The organism is Tepidimonas taiwanensis (assembly GCF_020162115.1).
In the GTDB taxonomy this organism is placed as follows: Bacteria; Pseudomonadota; Gammaproteobacteria; order Burkholderiales; family Burkholderiaceae_C; genus Tepidimonas; species Tepidimonas taiwanensis.
Genome location: NZ_CP083911.1, coordinates 100191 through 122362, shown reverse-complemented (window position 1 = coordinate 122362; position 22172 = coordinate 100191). Strand labels below are relative to the sequence as shown.

The 22172-nt window shown below is 69.3% G+C and carries 22 protein-coding genes; 18 read left to right on the top strand and 4 right to left on the bottom strand.

The genetic code is table 11. The features are described 5' to 3' along the window. Window positions 1-133: 133 nt before the first annotated feature. From LCC91_RS00610 to lptC, 3 genes are read left to right on the top strand one after another with little or no spacing between them, the layout of a single operon-like run. On the top strand, window positions 134-1135 hold the full coding sequence (locus tag LCC91_RS00610; protein WP_143897674.1) for a KpsF/GutQ family sugar-phosphate isomerase: 1002 nt from the start codon (window positions 134-136) through the stop codon (window positions 1133-1135). Then, complete coding sequence (locus LCC91_RS00605; protein WP_143897672.1) at window positions 1135-1683, top strand: KdsC family phosphatase; 549 nt, start codon at window positions 1135-1137, stop codon at window positions 1681-1683. The genes LCC91_RS00610 and LCC91_RS00605 overlap by 1 nt, the downstream gene beginning before the upstream one ends. Continuing rightward, window positions 1680-2357 carry an LPS export ABC transporter periplasmic protein LptC gene (gene lptC, locus LCC91_RS00600; protein ID WP_143897670.1) on the top strand — a complete coding sequence of 226 codons (678 nt, stop codon included), beginning with the start codon at window positions 1680-1682 and terminating at the stop codon, window positions 2355-2357. The genes LCC91_RS00605 and lptC overlap by 4 nt, the downstream gene beginning before the upstream one ends. An 18-nt stretch (window positions 2358-2375) precedes the next feature. Here lptC and LCC91_RS00595 read toward each other — a convergent pair whose 3' ends face one another. Further along, window positions 2376-2750: an RNA recognition motif domain-containing protein gene (locus LCC91_RS00595; protein WP_143897668.1), complete on the bottom strand. Its 375-nt coding sequence runs from the start codon at window positions 2748-2750 to the stop codon at window positions 2376-2378. Window positions 2751-3327: 577 nt separating this feature from the next. Between LCC91_RS00595 and metX the strand changes: the two genes are divergently transcribed. Continuing rightward, entirely contained in the window at window positions 3328-4530 is a 1203-nt protein-coding gene (gene metX / locus LCC91_RS00590) for a homoserine O-succinyltransferase MetX (RefSeq protein ID WP_143897666.1), read from the top strand. Then, on the top strand, window positions 4523-5110 hold the full coding sequence (gene metW, locus LCC91_RS00585; RefSeq protein ID WP_058616090.1) for a methionine biosynthesis protein MetW: 588 nt from the start codon (window positions 4523-4525) through the stop codon (window positions 5108-5110). The genes metX and metW overlap by 8 nt, the downstream gene beginning before the upstream one ends. Before the next feature lie 84 nt (window positions 5111-5194). On the opposite strand, the gene LCC91_RS00580 is transcribed toward metW, so the two are convergent. Further along, on the bottom strand, window positions 5195-6607 hold the full coding sequence (locus LCC91_RS00580) for an aspartate aminotransferase family protein (RefSeq protein WP_082668358.1): 1413 nt from the start codon (window positions 6605-6607) through the stop codon (window positions 5195-5197). A 43-nt stretch (window positions 6608-6650) separates the two neighbouring features. Between LCC91_RS00580 and LCC91_RS00575 the strand changes: the two genes are divergently transcribed. Then, window positions 6651-7109, top strand: coding sequence for a sirohydrochlorin chelatase (locus LCC91_RS00575; protein ID WP_082007505.1), 459 nt, complete (start codon window positions 6651-6653; stop codon window positions 7107-7109). 53 nt (window positions 7110-7162) lie between these two features. Here the strand turns inward: LCC91_RS00575 and LCC91_RS00570 are convergent, their stop codons facing one another. Then, window positions 7163-7963 carry a DeoR/GlpR family DNA-binding transcription regulator gene (locus LCC91_RS00570; protein WP_052231453.1) on the bottom strand — a complete coding sequence of 267 codons (801 nt, stop codon included), beginning with the start codon at window positions 7961-7963 and terminating at the stop codon, window positions 7163-7165. Between the two features lie 202 nt (window positions 7964-8165). Between LCC91_RS00570 and glpD the strand changes: the two genes are divergently transcribed. The 12 genes from glpD to cobA all read left to right on the top strand — a co-directional run bounded on the left by glpD (window position 8166) and on the right by cobA (window position 21284). Further along, window positions 8166-9806 carry a glycerol-3-phosphate dehydrogenase gene (glpD, locus tag LCC91_RS00565; RefSeq protein WP_143897664.1) on the top strand — a complete coding sequence of 547 codons (1641 nt, stop codon included), beginning with the start codon at window positions 8166-8168 and terminating at the stop codon, window positions 9804-9806. A 110-nt stretch (window positions 9807-9916) separates the two neighbouring features. Continuing rightward, a complete protein-coding gene (ugpB, locus tag LCC91_RS00560) occupies window positions 9917-11236 on the top strand; it encodes a sn-glycerol-3-phosphate ABC transporter substrate-binding protein UgpB (RefSeq protein WP_043700789.1) in 1320 nt (439 codons plus the stop codon). A gap of 103 nt (window positions 11237-11339) precedes the next feature. Beyond that, window positions 11340-12221 (top strand): sn-glycerol-3-phosphate ABC transporter permease UgpA, encoded by an 882-nt coding sequence (gene ugpA / locus LCC91_RS00555; protein WP_043700787.1) that lies wholly within the window; start codon window positions 11340-11342, stop codon window positions 12219-12221. A gap of 14 nt (window positions 12222-12235) precedes the next feature. Continuing rightward, a complete protein-coding gene (gene ugpE / locus LCC91_RS00550; protein ID WP_043700784.1) occupies window positions 12236-13090 on the top strand; it encodes a sn-glycerol-3-phosphate ABC transporter permease UgpE in 855 nt (284 codons plus the stop codon). Window positions 13091-13114: 24 nt separating this feature from the next. Next, the gene (gene ugpC / locus LCC91_RS00545) at window positions 13115-14131 is read left to right on the top strand and encodes a sn-glycerol-3-phosphate ABC transporter ATP-binding protein UgpC (RefSeq protein WP_043700782.1); all 1017 of its coding nucleotides are present in this window, start codon (window positions 13115-13117) and stop codon (window positions 14129-14131) included. 205 nt (window positions 14132-14336) lie between these two features. Then, on the top strand, window positions 14337-15110 hold the full coding sequence (gene ugpQ, locus LCC91_RS00540) for a glycerophosphodiester phosphodiesterase (RefSeq protein WP_143897662.1): 774 nt from the start codon (window positions 14337-14339) through the stop codon (window positions 15108-15110). Between the two features lie 183 nt (window positions 15111-15293). Continuing rightward, entirely contained in the window at window positions 15294-17027 is a 1734-nt protein-coding gene (locus tag LCC91_RS00535) for a nitrite/sulfite reductase (protein WP_143897660.1), read from the top strand. A 19-nt stretch (window positions 17028-17046) separates the two neighbouring features. Next, a complete protein-coding gene (locus LCC91_RS00530) occupies window positions 17047-17535 on the top strand; it encodes a DUF934 domain-containing protein (protein WP_082007567.1) in 489 nt (162 codons plus the stop codon). Continuing rightward, entirely contained in the window at window positions 17528-18331 is an 804-nt protein-coding gene (locus tag LCC91_RS00525) for a phosphoadenylyl-sulfate reductase (protein WP_052231555.1), read from the top strand. Before LCC91_RS00530 ends, LCC91_RS00525 begins: the two co-directional genes overlap by 8 nt. Continuing rightward, complete coding sequence (gene cysD, locus LCC91_RS00520) at window positions 18328-19287, top strand: sulfate adenylyltransferase subunit CysD (RefSeq protein WP_043700775.1); 960 nt, start codon at window positions 18328-18330, stop codon at window positions 19285-19287. The genes LCC91_RS00525 and cysD overlap by 4 nt, the downstream gene beginning before the upstream one ends. A 2-nt stretch (window positions 19288-19289) precedes the next feature. Continuing rightward, on the top strand, window positions 19290-20585 hold the full coding sequence (locus tag LCC91_RS00515; protein WP_043700773.1) for a sulfate adenylyltransferase subunit 1: 1296 nt from the start codon (window positions 19290-19292) through the stop codon (window positions 20583-20585). Window positions 20586-20588: 3 nt separating this feature from the next. Continuing rightward, entirely contained in the window at window positions 20589-21284 is a 696-nt protein-coding gene (gene cobA / locus LCC91_RS00510) for a uroporphyrinogen-III C-methyltransferase (RefSeq protein WP_058616080.1), read from the top strand. Between the two features lie 36 nt (window positions 21285-21320). Here the strand turns inward: cobA and LCC91_RS00505 are convergent, their stop codons facing one another. After that, window positions 21321-22133 carry a sulfite exporter TauE/SafE family protein gene (locus LCC91_RS00505; RefSeq protein ID WP_143897658.1) on the bottom strand — a complete coding sequence of 271 codons (813 nt, stop codon included), beginning with the start codon at window positions 22131-22133 and terminating at the stop codon, window positions 21321-21323. Between the last annotated feature and the right edge of the window lie 39 nt (window positions 22134-22172).

Here is a 22172-nt window from a genome sequence, read left to right as displayed (position 1 = left end):
ATACGGGGCAGAGACGGGAAGCAGTGCCCCACCACGCGCGCGTCGGCATGTGCAGCGGGGCGCCACGCTCGACGGTGCGGCCACCGGCGCCGCGCGGGTGTGACGCGGCGGTGGCTTGCCGGATAATCCCGCCATGACGCTCCTCCCCTCCCAGGCATCCGACGACGAACGTCTGCTCGCCCTCGCGCGCGAGGCGCTGCAAACCGAAATCCAGGGCCTGCAGGCGATGCAGCAGCGCCTGGACGGCCGCTTCGCGCAGGCGGTGCGCGTGGTGCTGGCCTGCCGCGGGCGCGTGGTCGTGATGGGCATGGGCAAGAGCGGCCACGTCGGGCGCAAGATCGCCGCCACACTCGCCTCCACCGGCACGCCGGCGCTCTTCGTGCACCCGGCCGAGGCCAGCCACGGCGACCTCGGCATGATCACGGCAACCGACGTCGTGCTGGCGATCAGCAACTCGGGCGAGAGCGACGAACTCTCGGCCATCCTGCCCCTGATCAAGCGCATGGGCGTGCCCCTGCTGGCGATGACGGGACGGGCGGACTCGACGCTGGCGCGCCACGCGGACGTGGTGCTGGACACGGGCGTGGCGCGTGAGGCCTGCCCGCACAACCTGGCCCCCACCGCCAGCACCACGGCGCAGATGGCGATGGGCGACGCGCTCGCGGTGGCGCTGCTGAGCGCCCGGGGCTTTCAGCCGGACGACTTTGCCCGCTCGCACCCGGGCGGCGCGCTGGGTCGGCGGCTGCTGACGCTGGTGCGCGACGTCATGCGCCCGCTAGAGGCGACGCCACGCGTGGCACCCGGCGCGACGCTGATGGAGACCATGCGCGCGATGAGCGCCGGGGGGCTGGGTGCCACCGCGGTGGTGGACGAGGCGGGCCGCCCGATCGGCATCTTCACCGACGGCGACCTGCGTCGCCTGATTGAAGCGCGCGACGGCATGGGCCTGCGCGAACTCACCGCCGGCGAGATCATGCACCCGCGGCCGCGCACGGTGCGGCCGCAGATGCTGGCGGTGGAGGCGGCGCAGCTGATGGAGGCGCACCGCATCACCAGCGTGCTGGTGGTGGACGACGACGGGCGCCTGGCCGGGGCGCTGAACCACCACGACCTGATGCGCGCCAAGGTGATCTGATGCATGCGCCCACGCTGACCTTTCCGCCCGAGACGCTGCTGCGCGCGCAGGACGTGCGCGTGGCCTTTTTCGACGTCGACGGCGTGCTCACCGACGGCGGCCTCTACTACGGCCCCGAGGGCGAGATGCTCAAGCGCTTCGCCAGCCTGGACGGCCACGGCCTCAAGCTGCTGCGGCACGCGGGCATCGAGCCGGCAGTCGTCACCGGACGCGACTCGGCCGCGCTGCGCCAGCGCCTGCAGGCGCTCGGCATCCGCCACGTCCACTACGGCACCGAGGACAAACGCCCGGCCGCCGAAGCGATCCTCGCGGCGCTGGGCCTGACCTGGGCGCAGGCGGCGGCCATCGGCGACGACTGGCCCGATCTGCCGGTGCTGACGCGCTGTGCGTTCGCGGCCGCGCCGCCGTCGGCCCACGCCGAGGTGCTGGCCCGCGTGCACCACGTGACGCGCGCGCCCGCCGGGGCGGGCGCGGCGCGCGAGTTCTGCGACGTGCTGCTCGTGGCCTCGGGCCGCTACGCGACGCTGCTGGCGGAGGCGCTGGCATGACGGTCGGCGCCTCCCCCGCGGCGGCTGGCCCCGCCTCCGCAGCACGCCCCACCACCCCGCGCCGGCGCTGGCACGGGCTGTGGGACCGCGTGTCGCTGTACCTGCCGGTGCTGCTGATGGGGGCGCTGGCCGCGATCTCGTACGGCATCGTGCGGCAGCTGCCGCCGCTGCCGGCCGCGCCGGACGCCCCTGTGACCCCCGGGGTCCCCGACTATCGGCTGGAGGACTTCGTCCTGCGCCGCTACGACGCGGCGGGGCAACTGGAATCCACCCTGCGCGGCAAAGCGCTGGCGCACTACCCGGACCGTGCCGTGCTGCTCGTGCAGGAGGCCGACCTCGAGCGCTGGGCGCGGGCCGACGGCCACCGCCTGTGGGCACGCGCGCGCGTGCTGCAGACCGACGATGCGCGCACGGTCGTGCACCTGCGCGGGGACGTGCGCGTGGTACGCGAAGCGCTCGCGGGCACCCCACAAACGAAAACCACGCCGCGCCTGACCTTCGAGGGTCAAGCGCTGACGTGGCACGAAACCCAGCGGCTGCTGGAATCGGATCAGCCGGTGCGCGTCACGCGCGGGGCCGATGTGCTGACCGGCGACCGCCTGCGCTACGACGAGGCGCGCGGGGTCGCCGATGTCACGGGCCGGGTGCGCGCCACGCTGGCGGCGCGCCCCTGACCTGCCTGGACCGCGGGATCAGTATCCGCCGCGGTCGTCGCGCCGGCGCGGGCTGCCGTAGGGGCTGCGGAACTGGCCGTCGCCACCACCGTAGCCGCCCTCACGACGGCCACCGCCGAAGCCACCGCTGCGCGGCGGACGCGGCTCCATCGGACGGGCCTCGTTCACGACGAGGCTGCGCCCGCCCATCGACTGGCCGTGCATGCCGGCGATGGCGGCCTGCGCCTCGCCGTCGCTGCCCATTTCCACGAAACCAAAACCCTTGGAGCGACCGGTGTCGCGCTCCATCATGACCTTGGCGCTGGCCACCTGGCCGTAGGCACTGAAAGCCTGTTCGAGATCGCCGTCGCGCACCGAATACGGAAGATTGCCGACGTACAACTTGTTGCCCATTGCGGGACTCCTGAAAACACACAAAACACAAACACGAAGCGATGGAGCCCCGACGGCACACCAGAAACCTGTCGCGCGCGAAACCAACCGATCACTCGAAACCACGGATGTCGCGAACATCCGCGAAGCGCATTATGCGCCCATTCCGTCATCAGGGGGAATTTTTTTGCGCGACCCCGCGGCGGCACGGCGCCGGCGGCGGCGCCTGACGCGCCAAAACAACAGCCGGGTGAACAGACGGGGCCCGCTTCGGCCGCCCCGATAGGGCGAACACTGGCCACCACGGGGCTAGCTCCCTGCGGCGCGGAGCGGCTGTCGAGCGGCCCCATAAAGCCGCATGCCGCGTCGGCCCGTCCGTGGGCGTGTGACCCGGCCGCCCAATGCCCCCAAGGCCGACCTCGTCACGGCTGCCGGGGCCAGCGCCGTTGGTGCCCCTAGCGCCGTGGCCTTATACTGCGGCCCAGCGCCGATTTGGGTCCCGCTTGCGGGCGCTTCAACAAATACCGCTAAAGAGGAAGCCCCGGCACCGTGCCGGGTGTGCCAGTCCTCGGTCACGGCGCTTTTTGAGGATGACCCCGTGATCGTCACCCCCCAACGCCATACCTTCACCGAGCCGCTGCCGCTGCAAAGCGGCGCGGTGCTGCCGTCGTTCGAACTCGTCTACGAAACCTACGGGACGCTGTCGCCCGCGCGCGACAACGCGGTGCTGATCTGCCACGCGCTCAACGCCAGCCACCACGTCGCAGGCTTTTATGCCGACGCGCAGGGCCAGCCGATCCCCAAGAGCGAGGGCTGGTGGCACAACATGGTGGGGCCGGGTAAGCCGGTGGACACCCAGCGTTTTTTCGTCATCGGTGTCAACAACATCGGCTCGTGCTTCGGCTCCACCGGCCCCACGCACGTCAACCCCGCCACCGGGCAGCCGTGGGGCGCAGACTTTCCGGTGGTGACGGTGGAGGACTGGGTCAACGCGCAGGCGCGGCTGCTGGATGCGCTGGGCATCGAGCGGCTGGCGGCGGTCATGGGCGGCAGCCTCGGCGGCATGCAGGCGCTGTCGTGGACGCTGCAGTACCCCGAGCGCGTGCGGCACGCGGTGGTGGTGGCCAGCGCCCCCAACCTCACCGCCGAGAACATTGCCTTCAACGAGGTCGCGCGCCGCGCCATCGTGACCGATCCGGACTTCCACGACGGCCACTACCTGCGGCACGGCACCAAGCCGCGGCGGGGCCTGCGCATCGCGCGCATGATCGGGCATATCACGTATCTGAGCGACGACGTGATGAACGAAAAATTCGGCCGTCGCCTGCGCCCGCTGGCCGAGGCGCTGCGCGCGGGCGACGTGGAGACCGCCGAGCGGCTCGCGTACCGCTACACGACGCAGGAGGTCGAGTTCGAAATCGAGAGCTACCTGCGCTACCAGGGCGACAAATTCAGCGAGTATTTCGACGCCAACACGTATCTGCTCATCACCCGCGCGCTCGATTACTTTGACCCCGCGCGGGCCTACGATGGCGATTTGAGCGCTGCGCTGGCACGCGCCCGCGCGGATTTTTTGCTCGTATCGTTCAGCACGGACTGGCGTTTTTCGCCGGCGCGCAGCCGCGAGATCGTCAAGGCGCTGCTCGACAACGGCCGCGCCGTCAGTTATGCGGAAATCGACGCCCCGCACGGGCACGACGCGTTTTTGCTGGACGACGCGCGCTACCACGCGGCGGTGCGGGCGTACTTCGAGCACCGCGTGGCGGCGGGATTGACCGCGCAGGGGGATCGCCATGAGTGACCGCGCCATTCAAACGATGATCGCGCGGCTCGTGCCCACCGGGGCGCGGGTGCTGGACCTGGGCTGTGGCGACGGGGCGCTGCTGGCGCACCTGCGCGAGGCGCGCGGCTGCAGCGGCTACGGCATCGAAATCGACGACGCGCAAGTGCTCGTGTGCCTCAAGCGGGGACTCGACGTGCTGCAGTTCAACCTCGAGGAAGGGCTGTCGATGTTTGCCGACGACAGCTTCGACGTCGTGCTGCAGATCGACACGCTGCAGCACCTGCGCAACGCCGAGACGATGCTGCGCGAGACCGCGCGCGTCGGGCGCAGCGCGATCGTGGCCTTCCCGAACTTTGCGCACTGGCCCAACCGGCTGCGCGTGCTGGCCGGCCGCATGCCGGTGACCAAGCGGCTGCCGTACGAGTGGTACGACACGCCCAACATCCGTGTGGGCACGTTTGCGGACTTCGAGGTGCTCGCACGGCGCCTGGGCCTGCAAGTCGAGGACGCCTTCGGCCTCGACGACGAGGGGCGCGAGGTGCGCACGCTGCCAAACCTGCTGGCCAGCACCGCGGTGTTCAAGCTGGCCAAGCGGTGAGTGGCACCCGGCCGCAGCCGCCGCGCACGCGGTGGCTGCACGGCCGCGCTCGGCTCGTGGCGCGGTTGTGTACTTGTCGCTCGATCAGGCCAGCTCGCGAATCGTCTCGCCAAGCGCGTCGACCAGCCGGAGAATCTCGGCCTCGGTGCTGATGAACGGGGGGGCGAGCTGGATGGTGTCGCCGCCGTAGCGCACGTAAAACCCCTTGGCCCACATGCGCATCGCAATCTCGAACGGGCGCTTGAGCGGCTCGCCCGGCACGGCCGCGAACGTCAGGCCCGCGGCCAGCCCGTAGTTGCGGATATCGGTCAGGTGCGGGCTCGCGCCGCGCAACTCATGCACCGCCGCCTCCAACACCGGTGCGAGCGCGCGCACACGCGCCAGTGCGTCGTCATCCGTCAACAGCCGCAGCGACGCCAGCCCCGCCGCGCACGCCACGGGGTGCGCGGAGTAGGTGTAGCCGTGCGGGAACTCCAGCGCGTAGTCCGGCCCGCCGGCGGCCATGAAGGTGTCATAAATCTCCTGCCGCACCACCACGCCGCCCAGCGGCTGCACGCCGTTGGTCACCTGCTTGGCAAAGTTCAGGATGTCGGGCGTGACGCCGAAAGCCTCTGCACCGGTCCACGCGCCGCAGCGACCAAAACCGGTGATGACTTCGTCGAAGATGAGCAGGATGTCGTGCGCGGAGCAAATCTCGCGCAGCCGCTGCAGGTACCCCACCGGCGGCACGACGACGCCCGCCGAGCCGGAAAACGGCTCGACGATCACCGCGGCAATGGTCGAGGCATCGTGCAGCTCGATGAGGCGCAGCAGCTCATCGGCCAGCGCCGCGCCCGCGTAGCGCCCACCGCCGTCCGCGGGCGGCTGGCCACGGAAGAAGCTGCCAGCCGGCGGCTGCGTGTGCGGCAGGTGATCGGCCTCGACCCCCTGACCGAACAGCTTGCGGTTGCCGACGATGCCACCGACCGAGATGCCGCCAAAGTTGACGCCGTGGTAGCCCTTGGCGCGGCCGATCAGGCGCGTCTTGCTGGCCTGCCCGCGGGCGCGCCAGTAGGCGCGCGCGATCTTGAGCGCGGTGTCGGCCGACTCGGAGCCGGAGCCGGTGAAAAAGACGCGGTTGAGCCCCGCGGGCATGCGCTCGACGATGCGGTTGGCCAGCTCGAACGACAGCGGGTGGCCGAACTGGAACGCGGGCGAATAGTCGAGCGTGGCCACCTGGCGGCTGACGGCCTCGACGATCTCGCGCCGGCCGTGCCCGAGCCCCGTGCACCACAGACCCGACAGGCCGTCGAACACCCGGCGACCGTCGGCGTCGATCAGGTAGGCCCCCTCGGCCGCGACGACGAGGCGCGGATCGGCCTTGAACTGCCGGTTACCGGTGAAGGGCATCCAGTGCGCGGCCATCCAGTCGGCGCCGCCGGGCGTCACCTCGGCGCTGGTGGGCGTGTAGGCCCCGGCCAGCGGGGCGGCGATGTGCGAGCGGTCCGACAGATCCATGGCGGCAATCCCCTTCTGTGCAAACCGTGCCATTATGCGCGTCATGCACGACGCCCCCCAAGCACCACCTGCGCCCGTCGGTCGCGGACCGCTCGCGGACGACCCACACGGCCTGATCCTGCTGGCGCACGGCGCGCGCGACCCGGCGTGGGCCGCCCCTTTCGAACGGGTGGCCGCCGCCGTGCGCGCGGCGCGCCCCCAAACGCCCGTCGCGCTGGCCTTCCTCGAATTCATGACGCCCGACCTGCCGACCGCGGGCGCGGCGCTCGCCGCCGCGGGTTGCCGCGCGGTGACGGTGCTGCCACTCTTTCTCGGTGTGGGCGGGCACGTGCGCAAAGACCTGCCGCGGCTGCTGGACGGGCTGCGCGCGCGTTTTCCCGCGGTCACGTGGCACCTGGCCCCGGCGATCGGCGAGGACGCGCGGCTGCTGGCGGCGATGACGGCGATCGCACTCGATGCGCTGTCCCCGCCACCCGGTGCCGGCGACGCCACCGGCGGCTGACCGCGCCCGCCCCCAAAAACGCGGCACCGCTGGCGCGGCGGGTTGGACTCCGGCTAGTTTCCCTGGGCCACGACGCAGGCGACATCGGCCTCGCGCAGCATGGCATCGAACGGCGGCGGTGGCGGGCGGTCCGTGTACACGCGCGTCAGCTCCGCGATGTGGCCGACCTCCACCATCGCCGGTCGCCCGAACTTGCTGTGGTCGGCGCACAGCCACACCTGGCGCGCGTGCTCGATGATCGTGCGCGCCGCGCGCACCTCGCGCACGTCGTAGTCGCGCAGTGTCCCGTCCGTCTCGATGCCCGAGATACCGATGAGGGCGATATCAACGCGGAACTGGCGCAGAAAGTCGATCGTCACCTCGCCGACGATCCCGCGGTCGCGCCCGCGCACCACCCCGCCGGTGATGACCACCTCGCAATCCGGGTTGTCCGACAGGATCGCGGCGACGTTGAGGTTGTTGGTGATGACGCGCAGACCGCGGTGTTGCAGCAGCGCGCGCGCCACCGCCTCGGTGGTCGTGCCGATGTTGAGGATCAGCGAGCAACCGGCGGGGACGTCGCGCGCCACCGCACGCGCGATCGCGGCCTTGGCCTCGGCGTTGAGCGTCTGCCGCTGGGTGTAGGCGAGGTTCTCCACCGTGGACACCGGTGTGCGCACCCCGCCGTGAAAGCGCGCGAGCAACCCCATCTGCTCGAGCTGCCGCACGTCGCGCCGCACCGTCTGCAGCGTGACCCCGAAGCGCTGCGCGAGTGCCTCGATGCTGAGCGTGCCGGCCTCGCGCACCAGCGCCAGCAGCTCACTCTGGCGCGGGTTGAGGGCGCGGCGACGCTGCGGCAACGGGTGGGACGACATGGCCACGCATTGTGCCGCAAGGCGGCGGCCGCGTGGTGGACCGGCGGTTCTGGCCATTCCGCGCTGTCCCCCTGATGCCCCCGTGCCATCCCCTATCCCTGTGCCATCCCGGTACTACCCCGACCACACCACGCCCGACCCATTTCGATCATAATCGCACTTATCCGAACATCTACGAACATTCGCAAACCGCGCCTGCCCCATGGCCCCTTCTTCCACGTCCCCTTTTGAGACGCCCATCCCGCCGTCGACCACGGACGTGCTCGTCGTCGGCGGCGGTATCAACGGCTGCGGCATCGCGCGCGACCTCTCCGGGCGCGGCGTGCGCGTGCTGCTGTGTGAACAGGACGATCTGGCCGCCCACACGTCGTCGGCCTCGACCAAGCTGATCCACGGCGGCCTGCGCTACCTGGAGTACGGGGAGTTCGGGTTGGTGCGCAAGGCGCTGGCCGAGCGCGAGGTGCTGCTGCGCGTCGCGCCGCACCTGATCGCACCGATGCGCTTCGTCATGCCGCACGACCCCGGCATGCGCCCGGCGTGGATGATCCGCCTGGGCCTGTGGCTATACGACCACCTGGCGCGGCGCGAGGTGTTGCCGGCGTCGCAGGCAATCGACCTCGCGCACGACCCGGCCGGGGCCGCCCTGCAGCCCGGCTGGCGGCGCGGCTTCGCCTACGCCGACGGGTGGGTGGACGACGCGCGGCTGGTCGTGCTCAACGCGCGCGACGCCGCCGACCGCGGTGCGACGGTGCTGACGCGCACGCGCTGCACGGCGCTGCGGCGCACGCCCGACGGCTGGCTGGCAACCCTGCAGCCGCGCGACGGGGGACCGGCGTGGTCGGTGCACGCGCGCGTCGTCGTCAACGCCGCCGGACCGTGGGCCGAGTCGCTGCTGCGCGAGCAGGCGGGGATCGCCCCTGCGCGGCACCTGCGCCTCGTGCGCGGCAGCCACATCGTCGTGCCCCGGCTGTTCGACCACGACAGCGCCTACCTGCTGCAGGCCAGCGACCGGCGCGTCGTCTTCGCCATCCCCTACGAGCGCGACTACACCCTGATCGGTACGACGGACGTCGAGCACCGCGACGACCCGGCGGCCGCGTGCATCGACGCGGACGAAACCGCCTACCTGTGCCGCGAGGCGGGGCGCTACTTCCGCCGCCCCGTGTCCCCTGCGGACGTGGTGTGGCACTACAGCGGCGTGCGACCGCTGCTGGAGGACGCGAGCGACGACCCGTCGGCCGTGACGCGCGACTACCGGCTGGAACTGGACACGCGCGACGGGGCGGCACTGCTGACCGTGTGGGGCGGCAAGATCACGACCTACCGGACGTTGGCGACGGAGGCGGCGCGGCGGCTGGCGCCGCTGCTCGGGGCGACGACCGATGACTGGACCCGCTGCGCCCCGCTGCCCGGCGGTGACGCGACGCGCCTGTTCGGCACCGATGGCGGCCCGATGGCGGCGATGCGGCGGTTGCTCGACCACATCGGGACGCGCTGGCCGTGGCTGCCTGCGCCGGTGCGGGAACGCTGGGTGCGGGCGTACGGGACGTCGTGTCTGGATTGGCTGCAGGGGGCGCAGCGCCCCGCGGACCTCGGCGACGAGGTCGCCCCCGGGCTGTACGAGGTGGAGCTGCGGCATTGGGTCACGCGCGAATGGGCACGCAGCGCGGACGATATGCTGTGGCGCCGCAGCAAGCTGGGCCTGCACCTGTCGCCGGCACAGCGCGAAGCGGTGCACGACTGGATCGCGCGACACGTGCCCGCCGCACCACTGCCCGATGCGGCCCACCAAGTGCCCCCCAATGCGGCTCACCACGTGCCGCCCAATGCGGAAAAACCCTAGGCCATCGTCCGGATGGTCCCCTTTGTCACTAAACTGTCACGGTTTACTCCAATCATTTCGGGTGTGATCGCCTGTTTTCCCACCACCCCATGCCCCTGCAAGGAGCCGTGATGACCAAACCCATCCAACGCCTCGTCACCGCCACCGTGCTGGCCGCCAGCGCCTTCGGTGCCCACGCCCAGACCGAGATCGTCTGGTGGCACTCGATGGGAGGCGCGCTCGGCGAATGGGTCAACGACCTGGCCAACGAGTTCAACGCCAGCCAGAAGGACTACAAGGTCGTGCCGGTCTTCAAGGGCAGCTACGACGAGTCGATGACGGCGGCGATCGCGGCCTTCCGTGCCGGCAACGCGCCGCACATCCTGCAGGTGTTCGAGGTCGGCACCGCCACGATGATGGCCAGCCGCAACGCCATCGTCCCCGTGGCCGAGGTGATGAAAAAGGCCGGCGTCACCTTCGACCCCAACGCCTACGTGGACGCCGTCAAGGGCTACTACACCGCGCCCAACGGGCAGATGCTGAGCTTCCCGTTCAACAGCTCCACGACGGTGCTGCACTACAACAAGGACGCCTTCAAGGCCGCGGGGCTGGACCCCAACAAGCCGCCCAAGAGCTGGCCCGAAGTGGCGCTGGCCGCCGCCAAACTCAAGACCGCGGGCCACAAATGCCCGTTCACGACGAGCTGGCAGAGCTGGACGCAGCTGGAGAGCTTCTCGGCCTGGCACAACGTGGAGTTCGCGTCGAAGAACAACGGCTTCGGCGGGCTGGACGCGCGCCTGACCTTCAACTCACCGCTGCACGTGCGCCACATCGAAAACCTGGCCAACATGGCCAAGCAGGGGCTTTTCGTCTACAAAGGGCGCGGCAACGCGGCGGACGCGACCTATGTGTCGGGCGAGTGCGCGATGATGACGGGCTCCTCGGCGCTGTACGGCAACGTCAAGCGCAACGCGAAGTTCGACTTCGGCATCTCGACGCTGCCCTACTACCCGGACGTGCCCGGTGCGCCGCAAAACACCATCATCGGCGGCGCCAGCCTGTGGGTCATGGCCGGCAAAAAGGACGCCGATTACAAGGGGGTGGCGCAGTTCTTCGCCCACCTGTCCAAACCCGACGTGGCCGCGCGCAGCCACCAGCGCACGGGCTACCTACCGGTCACCAAGGCCGCCTATGAGCTGACGGAGAAATCGGGCTTCTACAAACAGAACCCCGGCACCGACGTCTCGGTCGAGCAGATGATCCGCAAGACCACCGACAAGTCGCGCGGCATCCGACTCGGCAATTTCGTGCAGATCCGCACCATCATCGACGAGGAGATGGAGCAGGTCTGGGCCGGCAAGAAGAGCGCCAAGCAAGGGCTGGACGACGCCGTGCGCCGCGGCAACGAGCAGCTCGAGCGCTTCCAGCGCGCCAACCAGGGGCGGATGTGACGCCGACCTGACCCCGCGTGCGGTGCGCGGCCGCGCGGCCCGCACCGGCTGACGCCGCCCGGCGACCCCGACCGGGCGGTTTTTTCGTTCATCCCCGCCCATCATGGAAAAACGCGTTCGATTCGCCTCGCGCTGGCTGCCGTGGCTGCTGGTGATGCCGCAACTGGCCATCGTGCTGGTGTTCTTTTTCTGGCCCGCGGCGCAGGCGCTGCTGCAAAGCGTCATGGAGCAGGACGCCTTCGGCGGCAGCGTCGAGTTCGTCGGGCTGGCCAACTTCGAGCGGCTGTTCGCCGACGCGACCTACCTGCAGTCGTTCCGGGTCACGGCGGTGTTCTCGGTGCTGGTGGCGGTGGTGGGCCTGTCGGTGTCGCTGCTGCTCGCGGTGATGGCCGACCGCGTCGTGCGCGGCGCGCGCTGGTACAAGACGCTGCTGATTTGGCCCTACGCCGTCGCACCGGCCGTCGCCGGCGTGTTGTGGATGTTCATGTTCGCCTCGCCGATGGGGGTGGTGGCATGGGCGCTGCAGCAGGTGGGAGTCGAGTGGAACCACCGACTCAACAGCGACCATGCGCTGGCGCTGGTGGTGCTGGCCGCGGTGTGGAAGCAGATTTCGTACAATTTTCTGTTTTTCCTCGCCGGTTTGCAGTCGATCCCGCGCTCGCTGATCGAGGCTGCGACGATCGACGGTGCCAGCCCCTGGCGGCGCTTCTGGACCATCGTCTTTCCGCTGCTGTCGCCGACGACGTTTTTTCTGCTCGTGATCAACGTCGTGTACGCGTTCTTCGACACCTTCGCGATCATCGATGCCACCACGCAGGGCGGCCCCGGCAAGGACACGGCGATCCTCGTCTACAAGGTGTACTACGACGGCTTCAAGGCGCTGGACATGGGGGGATCGGCCGCGCAGTCGGTCATCCTGATGGCGATCGTCATTGCGCTGACGGTGGTGCAGTTCCGCTACATCGAGCGAAAAGTCCAGTACTGAAAGCGAGCCCCGCAATGGTCGAACGACGTCCCTGGCTGGACCTGCTGTCCCACGCCATTTTGATCGTCGGGGTGGCGATCGTCGCCTTCCCCGTGTATCTCACGTTCATCGCCTCGACGCAGAGCGCCGAGCAGATCGCCACCAGCGCGCCGCTGTCGCTGCTGCCGGGTCCGCACCTCGTCGAGAACTACCGGCTGGCGCTGCTGGGCGGTGAGACGTCGGCCGGCAGCCGCTTCGCTCCGGGCCTGCCGATGATGGGTGTGAGCCTGGTGATGGCGCTGACCATCGCGCTGGGCAAGATCGCGATTTCGCTGCTGTCGGCGTTTGCGATCGTGTACTTCCGCTTTCCGCTGCGCCATCTGGTGTTCTGGGCGATCTTCGTGACCCTGATGCTGCCGGTGGAGGTGCGCATCGGCCCCACCTACGAGGTCATCGCCAACCTCGGCATGCTCAACACCTACGCGGGCCTGACGGTGCCGCTGATCGCGTCGGCCACCGCGACGTTTTTGTTCCGGCAGTTTTTCCTCACCGTGCCGGATGAATTGGTGGAGGCCGCCCGCGTCGATGGTGCCGGGCCGATGCGCTTCTTCTGGGACGTGCTGCTGCCGATGTCGCGCACCAGCATTGCCGCGCTGTTCGTCATCCAGTTCATCTACGGCTGGAACCAGTACCTCTGGCCGCTGCTGGTGACGACGGACGAGTCGATGTACCCGATCGTGCTGGGCATCAAACGGCTCATCACCGGCGAGGCCTACACCGAGTGGAACATCGTGATGGCCACCGCGATGCTCGCGATGCTGCCGCCGGCGCTGGTCGTGCTGGCGATGCAGAAGTGGTTCGTCAAAGGCCTCGTCGACAGCGAAAAATAACCCCGACCGCAGGACATCCGATACATGGCTTCTTTGCATTTCGATCAGGTCGTCAAGCGCTACGAGGGCGCACGCGAGCCGGTCACCGCGATACACGGCCTGAGCGCCGAGATCCGCGACGGCGAGTTTGTCGTCATCGTCGGCCCCTCCGGCTGCGGCAAATCGACGCTGCTGCGCATGGTGGCAGGGCTGGAGACGATCAGCGGTGGCACCATCCGCATCGGCCAGCGCATCGTCAACGACCTGGAACCCGCGCAGCGCGATATCGCGATGGTGTTTCAGAACTACGCGCTGTACCCGCACATGACCGTGTTCGACAACATGGCCTACGGACTGAAGCTGCGCGGAGTGCCGAAGGACGAGATCCGCCGCCGCGTCGAGCAGGCGGCGCAGATCCTGGAGCTGGGCCACCTGCTGCAGCGCAAGCCGCGGCAGCTCTCCGGCGGCCAGCGCCAGCGCGTCGCGATGGGGCGCGCCATCGTGCGCCAGCCGCAGGTGTTCCTGTTCGACGAGCCGCTGTCCAACCTGGACGCCAAGCTGCGCGTGCAAACGCGGCTGGAAATCCAGAAGCTGCACCGGGAGCTGGGCATCACCAGCCTGTTCGTCACGCACGACCAGGTGGAAGCGATGACGCTGGCGCAGCGCGTGATGGTGATGAACGCCGGCCGCATGGAGCAGTTCGGCACGCCGGAGGAGGTGTACCACCGCCCCGCCACCACCTTCGTCGCCACGTTCATCGGCTCGCCCGCGATGAACCTGCTGCGCGATGTGCCCGGTGCGCGCCCCGGCACGCTGCTGGGCGTCCGGCCGGAGCACCTGCGCGTCGTGTCGCCCGGTGAGGGGTGGGCCGTGGCGGTCGAGGCGGTAGAGCTGCTCGGTGCCGAGCGGTTGATCTATGGCCAGACCCACGGGCAGCCGGTCACGATTCGCGTCGCCGAGTCTGACCCCTGCCATCCGCGCCCCGGGGACACCGTGCACGTGCAGCCGATGGCGGATCGCCTGCACGCGTTCGATCCCCAAAGCGGACAGCGCATCGCATGAGCTGGGTGCATGGCCCCACGGGTTCGGCGTCAGGGCCTGTCAATCACCGTTCGCGGTGTCACTGCGGAGGACAGCCCAACGACACGCCGCCCCCTGCTCGGCCGCCCCGCCATGACCGCTCTGGCCACCTGTCCACACGGAGATGGTCGCCCCCCGATGTTGGAGAGGCTGGCGATCACCCTCGCCCCACACACGGAGATGGTGTATGTCAACTTTCCCCTCAGCCCCCTTGTCGATCCCCCGCTGGATTGCCCACCGCGGTGCCGGCAAGCGCGCTCCCGAAAATACCTTGGCGGCTTTCGAGCTGGGGTGGCAGCACGGTTGGCGCGCGTTCGAATGCGACGTCAAGCTCTCGGCCGACGGGGTCCCCTTCCTGCTGCACGATGCGACGCTGGAACGCACGACCGACGGGCAGGGGGTGGCCGGGGAGCGGCCATGGGCGGAACTGGCCACGCTGGATGCGGGCAGCTGGCACAGCCCAGCCTACGCGGGGGAGCCGCTGCTGCGCCTCGACACCCTCGTCGACTGGGCGCTGCCGCGCGGTGCGTGGCTCAACCTCGAAATCAAACCCACGCCCGGCACCGAAGCGCACACTGGCCGCGCCGTGGCCGAGGCGGTCGACCGCCTGTGGCGCCGCCACGGCCACGGCGCGCCCGGCGGTCCGGCGTGGCCGCTGCTGACGTCCTTCCGCCCCGAAGCGCTGCTGACGGCGCGTGACGCCCGCGCCCACCTGCCGCGCGGCCTGCTGCTCGACAGCCTGTGGCCCGGCTGCTGGGCGGTCGCGCGGCAACTGCAGTGCGTGGCGGTGGTGCTGAACCACCGGCTGTGGACCCCGGCGCTGGTGCAGCAATGCCGCGATGAGGGTTGGCGGCTGCTGACCTACACCGTCAACGACGCGGAGCGCGCCGCCACCCTGCTGCAATGGGGGCTCGATGGCATCATCACCGACGCGATCGACACGCTTGGGCCGGGGGCCTAGCCCCGCTCATCGCCGTAGGACAGCGCCCCCGCCGTCCGGACAGATGATCTGCCCACGTCGGGGTGGAAAGCGTACGCCCTTTACCCCTTATGCCCGGCCGTTATAGATATAAAACAATCTTTTCGTTTGTTTTTTCATAACTCGAACTGACAATCGCGGGCATCGACGGATCGCTGTTTCCCGATGTACCGCTATACCGATTTCGACCGCCACTTCATCCGTCGGCGCGCGGCGCAGTTCCGTGACCAGCTCGAGCGACACTTGCGCGGCGAGCTCAGTGCAGACGATTTCAAGCCGCTGCGCCTGCAAAACGGCTGGTATATCCAGCGGCACGCGCCCATGTTGCGCGTGGCCATCCCCTACGGAGAAATTTCCAGCCACCAGCTGCGCACGCTGGCGCGCGTGGCGCGCGAGTTCGACCGCGTCACCGACGGGCCGTTCGCTGGCCAAGGCGGTTTTGGCCACTTCACCACCCGACAAAATATCCAGTTCAACTGGATCCCGCTGGCGCGCGCCGCCGACGTGATGGATGTGCTGGCCGAAGCCGACCTGCACGGCATTCAAACCAGCGGCAACTGCATCCGCAACATCACGACGGACGCACTGGCCGGCATCGCACCGGACGAGGAGGTCGACCCGCGCCCGTACTGCGAGCTGCTGCGGCAGTGGAGCACGCTGCACCCGGAGTTCGCCTTTTTGCCGCGCAAGTTCAAGATTGCCGTGACGGGCGCCGCGGATGACCGCGCCGCGATCGCGTGGCACGACATCGGCCTGCAGCTGCGGCGCGACACGATTGGCGCGGTGGGCTTTCGCGTGCTGGCGGGCGGCGGCATGGGCCGCACGCCGCTGATCGCGCCGGAGCTGCGCGCGTTCGTGCCGTGGCAGGACATCCTGCTGTACCTGGAGGCGATTTTGCGCGTCTACAACCAGTACGGTCGGCGCGACAACCTCTACAAGGCACGCATCAAGATTCTGGTCAAAGCCGAAGGGCAACGCTTCATCGACGCCGTCGAAGCCGAGTACGAAGCGCTGCGAGCGGACGACGCGCTCAGTGACGCACTGCGGCTGAGCGAGGCAGCCCTGAAGCGGATCGAGGAGCGTTTTACCGTACCCACCGCGTGGATTGCGAGCGCGGCACAGCCAGCGGCCGGCAGCGCCGCCGCGGCCAGTGACGCCGCGTATGCGCGCTGGTGCCAGCGTCAGGTGCACGCCCACCGGTTGCCCGGCATGCGCGCCGTGACCCTTTCGCTCAAACGCCCCGGTCAAGGCCCCGGTGACGTCAGCGCGGAGCAGCTGGAGGCAGCGGCCGACTTGGCCGATCGGTTTAGCGCCGGCGAAGCCCGCATCACGCACGAACAAAACCTGCTGTTGCCCTGGGTGCGCGAGGCCGATTTGCCCGCGTTGTGGCAAGCCGCACGCACCGTTGGTCTGGCCACCCCCAACCACGGGCTGCTGACGGACCTCATCGCCTGCCCGGGTGGCGATCTGTGCGCGCTGGCCAACGCACGCACGCTGCCCGTCGCGGCGCAAGTGCTGCAGCGCTACCAGGACCCAGAGGAGCTGGAAGCGATCGGCGAGTTGGCCCTGCACATCAGCGGTTGCATGAACTCTTGCGGACACCACCACAGCGGGCACATCGGCATCCTCGGGGTGGACAAGGACGGCACCGAGTGGTACCAAATCACGCTCGGCGGCTCTGACGGTCAGTCCCGCTACGGTGCTGCCCGGCCTGGTCGGGTTGTCGGCCCGGCTTTCGCGGCCGAAGAAATTGCCGACGCCATCGATGCGGTGCTCACCACATACCTGGACGAGCGCGCCGATGGGGAACGCTTCCTTGACACCCTCGCTCGCATCGGGCTGGATCCCTTCCGCGCAGCCACCGATGCCGTGCGCCAGCGCACCGCTGTTGCCGCTTGACCCCCTCCGGAGTTGCCCGATGACGATTGCGCTGCACTTCATCGACCCTCACACCGACCCGTGGCGAATCGCCCCGGAGGCGCCTGCGCCACAGCCCGCGGCGGGTTTGCTGTTGCGTCCCGAACAATGGCGCGCGGTGCGCACGACATGGCCCGCCGAAGTACCCGTCGGTGTGCTGTGGCCCAACGACACCGATATCACCGGCATCGCGCCGGACTTGCCGCGGCTGGATCTGATCGCGCTGCACTTCCCCAAATGGACGGATGGTCGCGCTTACAGCCAGGCGCGGCTGCTGCGCGGGCGCTGGCGCTTCCGTGGTCAAATCCGCGCCACGGGTGACGTCATCGCCGACATGGCACCGCTGCTGTGGCGCTGCGGCTTCGATGCCGTGGTGCTACGCGCGGGAGAGTCCGTCGCCGTGGCGCAGCGCGCCCTGCACGCGTTTGACGCACACTACCAACCGGACGTGCGCCACCCCGTCGATATCGCCGAGCTGCACCATGCCTGAAACGACCACGCCCACCATCGACATCCCGGAGCCCGTCGCGGGACGCGCTTTCTCGCTGTACGCCCGCGAAACCCCCGGCCACGCCGAGCGCGTCGCTGCCACCCTCGAGCGACTGCGTGCCGCGGCGCAGGCCCACCCCGGGCGGATCGTGCTCTCCAGCAGCCTGGGGGCCGAGGATGTGGTGTTGACGGATTTGATCGCCCGCCACGCGCTGCCCATCCCCATCGCGACGCTGGACACCGGGCGGCTGCACCCGGAGACGCTCGCACTGCTGCAGCGCACACAACAACACTACGGCATCACCATCGAGGTCTGGAGCCCCGTGGAGGAGGCGGTGGTTGCCTTCGTGCGCGAGCACGGCGATGACGCGATGTACCGCAGCCGCGAGCTGCGCCACGCATGCTGTGGACTGCGCAAACTCGAACCATTGCAGCGCATGCTGGCCGGCCGCGATGCGTGGATCACCGGTCTGCGGCGCGAGCAGTCCGCCGCACGCGCCGACGTGCCGCTGCAGACGCGCGACGCCGACGGGCGCACCAAGTACAACCCACTGGCGGACTGGTCGTGGGCCGACGTGTGGCACTACATCGCCTGCCACGAGGTGCCCTACAACCCGCTGCACGACGCGTTCATGCCCAGCATCGGCTGTGCGCCGTGCACGCGCCCGATCGCGGTGGGCGAGGATTTCCGCGCCGGCCGCTGGTGGTGGGAACAAGACGACCTGCGCGAGTGCGGCCTGCATGTCCCACGTTCCCACACCCCGCTTGCATCACCTGCCGAGAGTGCATCCGCATGAACGCCCCTGTTTTCCAACACCGACTGCTGCCCGATATCGATTGGCGTCACCTCGACGCGCTGGAAGAAGAAGGCATCTATTTGCTGCGCGAGGCCATCGGTGCCTTCGAGCGACCGGCACTGCTGTTCTCTGGCGGCAAGGACTCCTGCGTCGTGCTGCACCTGGCGCGCAAAGCGTTTCAGCGGCGACGCCCCGACGGCAGCTGGGAAGGGCAGCTGCCGCTGCCGCTGCTGCACGTCGACACCGGGCACAATTTTCCCGAGGTCATTGCGTTTCGTGACGCCCTCGTGCAACAACACGGCGACACCCTGATCGTCGGATCCGTCGAGGACTCCATCGCGCGCGGCACGGTGCGGCTACCCGACCCCATGGCCTCGCGCAACGCGGCACAGTCGGTCACGCTGCTCGAGACGATCGAAGCGAACCGCTTCGACGTGCTGATCGGCGGCGCGCGCCGCGACGAGGAAAAAGCCCGCGCCAAGGAGCGCATCTTCTCGCACCGCGACGCGTTTGGTCAATGGCAACCCAAGGCACAGCGGCCCGAGCTGTGGATGCTGTTCAACACCCGGCTGCAACCGGGCGAGCACATGCGGGCGTTTCCGATCAGCAACTGGACCGAGCTGGACGTCTGGGCCTATATCGCCCGCGAGCAGATCGCCCTGCCCACCCTGTACTATGCGCACGAGCGCGCCGTGGTGCGGCGGCAAGGCCTGCTGGTGCCGGTCACGCCGCTCACACCGCCCCGTGCCGGCGAAACCGTCGAAACCGTGCGGGTGCGCTTTCGCACCGTCGGTGACATGACCTGTACTTGCCCCGTGGAGAGCCATGCCGACAGTGTCGAGGCGATCGTGGCCGAGACACTGCGCACCGAGGTCAGCGAGCGCGGGGCCACCCGCATGGACGACCGCACCAACGACGCCGCCATGGAGCGGCGCAAACGCGAAGGGTATTTCTGACGATGGACACGACCGCATTCCGCCACGATGACTCGGCGGGCGACACACACGCCGCGCTGCGTTTTCTGACCGCGGGCAGCGTCGACGACGGCAAAAGCACGCTGATCGGTCGGCTGCTGTACGACAGCCGCGCGCTGCTGACCGACCAGGTCGACGCGCTGCGCCGCCACAGCCGCGGCGAGGCGTTGGATTTGTCGCTGCTCACCGACGGACTCGAAGCCGAGCGCGAGCAAGGCATCACCATCGACGTCGCGTACCGCTACTTCGCCACGCCACGGCGCAAATTCATCATTGCCGACGCGCCCGGGCACGAACAATACACGCGCAACATGGTCACGGCAGCCGCTGGCAGCCACGCCGCGGTCGTACTGGTGGACGTGACCAAACTCGATCTCACCCAGCGTCCGGTCACCTTGTTGCCACAGACGCGCCGACACGCGCTGCTGGTACAGCGCTTGGGCGTGCCACACATCATTTTTGCCGTCAACAAAATCGATGCCGTGCCCGACGCCGCGGCCGCGTTTGCGGCCACGCGGGAGGCGTTGTTGACCTTCGCAGATCGTGCGGGACTGCACCCGGCGGGCATCGTCCCTGTGTCGGCGCTGCGCGGCGACAACGTGACCACCCCGGCCGCCATCGGCGACTATCGCGGACCGACGCTGCTGGCGCTGCTGGAGTCGTTGCCCGTGTTGCAGCCTGACGCCGACGCCCCGTGGCGGCTGAGCGTGCAGTGGGTGGCGCGGCAGGGCGACGGCACGGGACACCAGCCGCGCATTTTCTGGGGCCGTCTGGGCGCGGGAACCGTACGTGTGGGCGACGAGGTGGTCGTGCATCCCAGCGGTGAGCGGGCACGCGTAGCCGCCGTGCTGCACCACGGCGCGCAACCGATCGAAGCGGGCCATGCGGGACAATCGATCGGCCTCGTGCTCGATCGGCAGCTCGACATCTCCCGCGGCGACTGGCTGGGGGCACCTGGCTCACTGTCGGCTCGCTCGAGCTTTGGTGCAACGCTGGCATGGCTCGACACCGAAGCGGCCGTCGTGGGTCGCCGCTACTGGTTGCGTCACGGCCACCGTTGGGTGCAGGGCCGCATCAGCGCCATCGAACATCGGCTCGATATCGACACGCTCGCGCCGACGCCAGCGCAACAGCTCGGTGTCAACGACATCGGGCGTGTACAAATTCAATGTGCCGAAGCACTGCCGGTAAGCCGCTTCCACGGCGAGCCGATGAGCGGTGCGCTCATCCTCGTCGATCCTGGCACCCACCGCACCAGCGGTGCACTGCTGGTCGACTGATCCATGGGCACGGTCGTGTTCATTGGTGCCGGCGCGGGGGCGGCCGACCTGATCACGGTGCGCGGCTTGCGGTGGCTGCAGCGCGCCGACGTCGTACTGGCCGACGCACTGGCCGACCCCGCGCTGCGCGAGCATGCGCCCCAAGCGCGCTGGATCGACGTGGGCAAACGGGGCTTTTGTCACGCCACCGCGCAGGCCGACATCGATGCCATGCTGCTCCAACTGGCCAGCCAACATGCGGTGGTGGTGCGCCTCAAGGGGGGTGACCCCAGTGTGTTCGGTCGACTCGAGGAAGAACTGGCGGTGGTGCGCGGCGCAGGGCACACCACGGAGGTCGTTCCCGGCATCACAGCGGCGCTGGCCGCTGCGGCCGATCTTCAGCGCCCGCTGACGCGGCGTGGCCGCGGCCGCAGCGTGGCGCTGACCACGGCCATGACGCGCGAAGGCGATCTCAGCGGTGGCTGTCACGCCGATACGGAAGTGTTTTACATGGCGGGCAAACAACTGCCGGCTCTGGCGGAGCGTTTGCTGGAGGCGGGCTGGCACCCGGACACCCCGGTGCTGGCCGTCTCTCGCGCGGGCTGGCCCGACGTACGCTACAGCCAGCATACCGTCCGTATGCTGGCAAGCGCCAGCGACCAACACAGCGGCCGACCAACCGTCGTGATCGTGGGGGCCGGTGCCACCCCGGTGGCTTGACCCACCGCAGCTCGCGGCCTGGGCAGGGTGGTCGCGTCAAACCACCCCCAACAATTTGATCCCCACCCAGCCCAGCATCGCGGACAGCGCTGTGCGCAACCACGCCACCGGTGCGTGCTGCACGAGGCGGCTGCCCAGCCAGATCCCGGGCCATGACCCCAGCAACAGCCAGCCCAGCAGCGCCCAGTCCACCGTCCCGAGCAGCGCCGCGTGCCCAAGACCCGCGATCAGCGTCACCGGCACGGCGTAGGTGACGTCGGCGGCGACGACGCGGGCCATCGGCAGGCGCGGATAGATCGCCATCAGCGCGACCACGCCCACTGCACCGGCCCCCACCGAGGTCAGCACGACCAGCGCACCGATCGCCGCACCGAACCCCCACGGCGCCCAGCGCCAGCGGGGCCGCTGGGCCGTCTCGTCGTCCGCAGGAGGCAACACCGGTGCAGGGGTCGCGCGCCAGCGCCAGCCGGCCTGCATGACTTTGATGGCGGTGGCCATCGCAGTCAATAGCAGCATCACCCCGAGAGCGACGCGAATCGCCTGCTCCACCTCCTTGCTCGCTGCACCGACCGTGTGCAGCACCAGCAGCATCGCCGCCACCCCTGCGACGCTGGCACCGCCCAGGTCGCGCACCACGCGCCACGGCACCAGGCCCCGGCGGGCGAACGACCACACCCCCACGCCCTTGGTCAGCCCCGCGAACAGCAGGTCGGTCCCCACCGCCACCGACGGTGACACACCAAATCCGTACAGCAAAAGCGGCGTCATCAGCGACCCGCCGCCGACGCCCGTCAGCCCGACGATGAACCCCACGACCGCGCCGCCCGCTACATATGCCCATTCGATCATGGGCCGTAACTCTAGGCACCGGCCGTCAAAACACCAACG

Bases quoted from the DNA above. Each gene is read 5' to 3' on its own strand.
- LCC91_RS00610 (WP_143897674.1), top strand. From the start codon at position 134: ATGACGCTCCTCCCCTCCCAGGCATCCGACGACGAACGTCTGCTCGCC.
- LCC91_RS00605 (WP_143897672.1), top strand. From the start codon at position 1,135: ATGCATGCGCCCACGCTGACCTTTCCGCCCGAGACGCTGCTGCGCGCG.
- lptC (WP_143897670.1), top strand. From the start codon at position 1,680: ATGACGGTCGGCGCCTCCCCCGCGGCGGCTGGCCCCGCCTCCGCAGCA.
- LCC91_RS00595 (WP_143897668.1), bottom strand. From the start codon at position 2,750: ATGGGCAACAAGTTGTACGTCGGCAATCTTCCGTATTCGGTGCGCGAC.
- metW (WP_058616090.1), top strand. From the start codon at position 4,523: ATGAGTGACCGCGCCATTCAAACGATGATCGCGCGGCTCGTGCCCACC.
- LCC91_RS00580 (WP_082668358.1), bottom strand. From the start codon at position 6,607: ATGGATCTGTCGGACCGCTCGCACATCGCCGCCCCGCTGGCCGGGGCC.
- LCC91_RS00575 (WP_082007505.1), top strand. From the start codon at position 6,651: ATGCACGACGCCCCCCAAGCACCACCTGCGCCCGTCGGTCGCGGACCG.
- LCC91_RS00570 (WP_052231453.1), bottom strand. From the start codon at position 7,963: ATGTCGTCCCACCCGTTGCCGCAGCGTCGCCGCGCCCTCAACCCGCGC.
- glpD (WP_143897664.1), top strand. From the start codon at position 8,166: ATGGCCCCTTCTTCCACGTCCCCTTTTGAGACGCCCATCCCGCCGTCG.
- ugpB (WP_043700789.1), top strand. From the start codon at position 9,917: ATGACCAAACCCATCCAACGCCTCGTCACCGCCACCGTGCTGGCCGCC.
- ugpA (WP_043700787.1), top strand. From the start codon at position 11,340: ATGGAAAAACGCGTTCGATTCGCCTCGCGCTGGCTGCCGTGGCTGCTG.
- ugpE (WP_043700784.1), top strand. From the start codon at position 12,236: ATGGTCGAACGACGTCCCTGGCTGGACCTGCTGTCCCACGCCATTTTG.
- ugpC (WP_043700782.1), top strand. From the start codon at position 13,115: ATGGCTTCTTTGCATTTCGATCAGGTCGTCAAGCGCTACGAGGGCGCA.
- ugpQ (WP_143897662.1), top strand. From the start codon at position 14,337: ATGTCAACTTTCCCCTCAGCCCCCTTGTCGATCCCCCGCTGGATTGCC.
- LCC91_RS00535 (WP_143897660.1), top strand. From the start codon at position 15,294: ATGTACCGCTATACCGATTTCGACCGCCACTTCATCCGTCGGCGCGCG.
- LCC91_RS00530 (WP_082007567.1), top strand. From the start codon at position 17,047: ATGACGATTGCGCTGCACTTCATCGACCCTCACACCGACCCGTGGCGA.
- LCC91_RS00525 (WP_052231555.1), top strand. From the start codon at position 17,528: ATGCCTGAAACGACCACGCCCACCATCGACATCCCGGAGCCCGTCGCG.
- cysD (WP_043700775.1), top strand. From the start codon at position 18,328: ATGAACGCCCCTGTTTTCCAACACCGACTGCTGCCCGATATCGATTGG.
- LCC91_RS00515 (WP_043700773.1), top strand. From the start codon at position 19,290: ATGGACACGACCGCATTCCGCCACGATGACTCGGCGGGCGACACACAC.
- cobA (WP_058616080.1), top strand. From the start codon at position 20,589: ATGGGCACGGTCGTGTTCATTGGTGCCGGCGCGGGGGCGGCCGACCTG.
- LCC91_RS00505 (WP_143897658.1), bottom strand. From the start codon at position 22,133: ATGATCGAATGGGCATATGTAGCGGGCGGCGCGGTCGTGGGGTTCATC.